Genomic DNA, 2498 nt, shown 5'->3' with positions numbered 1-2498 from the left:
AGAAACAAGCATAAGTACAAAGTTGCCGGCAGGGAAGAGGTTTCTCAAATGATGGAAGACGCGGTAGCCTGGACGAAAGAGCATGGGTACGTGCCTTATTATTTATACCGCCAGAAAAACATTCTTGGAAACCTTGAAAACGTCGGATACTCTTTGCCGGGACAAGAAAGCATCTACAACATTATGATTATGGAAGAGGTGCAGACGATTATTGGCATCGGCTGCGGCGCTGCTAGTAAATTTATTGATCGGGATACAGGGAAAATCACGCATTTTGCGAATCCGAAAGATCCGAAATCGTACAATGAGCGCTTCGAGCACTACACGGACGAAAAAATCAAATATTTAGAGCAGATTTTTGAGAAGACGACAAAGCAGCACTGATCACAGTGCTGCTCAGCTTGTAGAGAAAACGACGTTTTTTCTACAAGCTTTTTTGTTTTATACAGTTTCTTTAGATATTCATCAGGTTTCAGATGCAGAAAAAGCGCTCCCACATGCCTAGCCCTGCTTGGCTAGGTATGTGGCAATTTTCTTCATGTTCTGGCATGCGGCTGTGAGGAGAACTTGTTCACTCACATTTCGTTTTCCCCTCAACCTGCAATAGCGAAGCCCATGCAGCTGTTTTGAATCTGCAAAGCTTCGCTCTATTTTTTCTTTTCTTTTTTTGTAGAGGTTTTTTCCTGAAACAGACAAGCGATTTTGTCTGACCTTTTCTTTATGTTCTTCCCATACATGTCGAGTAATCACTTTCTGCCGATTCTTTGATTTTGTACAGTTTTCAAGCAGTGGGCATGAGGAACATATTTCAGGATTTGATTTATATGACCGGTAGCCTTTTCGGTCAGTTGTTGAGTATGTAAGTGTTTGGTGATTTGGACAAATGTATCTGTCTTGTTCACTGTCATAATGAAATTTCCATTTTGGAAACAAGCCTCGGATAGGGTGATAACGTCTATGTGCGATGACACCAAAGATTTGGCGGTCAGATAATCCTTTACAGATCGGAGTCGTTAAATATCCGGAATCAAGGGCGACGGCTTCTACTTGAAAACCAAATCGTGCGATTTGGTGGTCTAATCGGTCAAGATAAGGCACAGAATCATGGACATTTCCAGGTGTGACGTAGGCATCGGTGATAATGTTGTATTTCATATCTGTTGTGCGGTGATCTAAATAGAAAAAACCTTCTGGTTTGTTTTCACGATACAGATAGCCACTTTCCGGATCGGTTGTACTGTGGCGGATCTCTTTTTCAGCTTTCACCTCCTCTTTGGCTGTTAATGGCTTTTTTCCGTGTTCCTCCCGATCCTCTTGAATGGCTTCATTTAAATCCTTGATATAGTTTTGGGTATCCAGCGCAATTGTTTTTCTTGTGTATTTATGCTTGTTGGCATTGGCTTTAAGGTGTGTAGAGTCGGTGAATAGGACTCGTCCGCCCACCATGTCATGATTGATGGCCTGAAGAACGATCTCATCAAAAATGTCTTGGAAGATGGTTGTATCTTTAAAGCGTGTGCGTCTGTTCCAGCTGATGGTGGAGTGGTGTGGAACCGGGTCGTTTATGTTCAATCCGAGAAACCATCTGTACGCCATATTGTAGTAAATTTCTTTTTCAAGCTGTCTTTCTGAACGGATACCATAGAGGTATCCGATAAACATCATTTTAAATAAAATAAGCGGATCAAGTGAGGGGCGGCCTTTGTTTTCACTGTAGTAAGGTTTCACCTTTTCAATGATGAAAGAGAAGTCTATGTGTTTATCAATTTTCCGAAGCAGGTGATCCTCTTCAACGAGTTGGTCAAGCAGAACAAATTCGGCTGTGTTTTGAGAAGAGTTTCTTGTGTGGAACATGAGAAAGACACCGTCCTTTTAAGTCTTTCTTTTATTTTATTACAGAAGAATGGATATTTTAAGGAAAAATAAAGGCTGTCGAGATTTTCTCGACAGCCTGAGGCTGTAGCTATTTAATAGCTACAGCCTATTTGCAACTTTCTAAGTTTTTTATCGATATTCCGGAACATCAAAATAAAGTGTATAACCGTCCAGCAATGAATACAGGCTGTACATGCGGTTTACTTGTTTGTACGCCCAGCCGATGTCTGTTGCGTATTGGTGTGTCGCTGTAGCTGACCATCTCATTTTGTACAGTGTGTCTTGATTGTAAGCTGTGTTGTGGATATACGATGAGCCTATGAATTTAGCTCCGCCGATAATGGCCGCTTCAGGTGTGAACCAGCCCTGCTCGTACGCATATTTGGCTCCGTAGTAATTCGGGTTGCTGTCGTATGCTCCAATTCCATACATGTTGTATACGGTTTTTCCGTTATAGGTTAAGCCATTGGCTAAGGCAGATGTCCCATTTCCTGTTTCAAGAAGTGCGTGTGAGATTAAATACAGTTCGTTGATGCTATATTGATTGGCGGCATCGATAAATGCCTTTGCTCTCCCTGTCAGGATGCCTTTACCCGCAAGCACTTTCTGATTGACCTCAGTAA

3 protein-coding genes are annotated in these 2498 nt (G+C 41.9%); 1 reads left to right on the top strand and 2 read right to left on the bottom strand.

Annotation, left to right across the window (positions count from 1 at the left end; translation table 11 throughout):
- Positions 1–384, top strand: a 384-nt coding sequence (locus ACWF4Z_RS38180) for a hypothetical protein (RefSeq protein ID WP_452248096.1), incomplete at its 5' end; no start/stop codon positions are given.
- A 117-nt stretch (positions 385–501) separates the two neighbouring features.
- Here ACWF4Z_RS38180 and ACWF4Z_RS38175 read toward each other — a convergent pair.
- Both ACWF4Z_RS38175 and ACWF4Z_RS38170 read right to left on the bottom strand, forming a co-directional pair.
- Positions 502–1854 (bottom strand): IS1182 family transposase, encoded by a 1353-nt coding sequence (locus tag ACWF4Z_RS38175; RefSeq protein WP_210216467.1) that lies wholly within the window; start codon positions 1852–1854, stop codon positions 502–504.
- 150 nt (positions 1855–2004) lie between these two features.
- The coding region (locus ACWF4Z_RS38170; protein WP_452248095.1) for an N-acetylglucosaminidase at positions 2005–2498 on the bottom strand (494 nt) is incomplete at its 5' end.

This window comes from Kribbella sp. NPDC055071, assembly GCF_053608045.1.
The sequence above is the reverse complement of the archived record's forward strand: the minus strand, read 5'-3'. Positions and strand labels throughout refer to the sequence as shown.

Bases quoted from the DNA above. Each gene is read 5' to 3' on its own strand.
- ACWF4Z_RS38175 (WP_210216467.1), bottom strand. From the start codon at position 1,854: ATGTTCCACACAAGAAACTCTTCTCAAAACACAGCCGAATTTGTTCTG.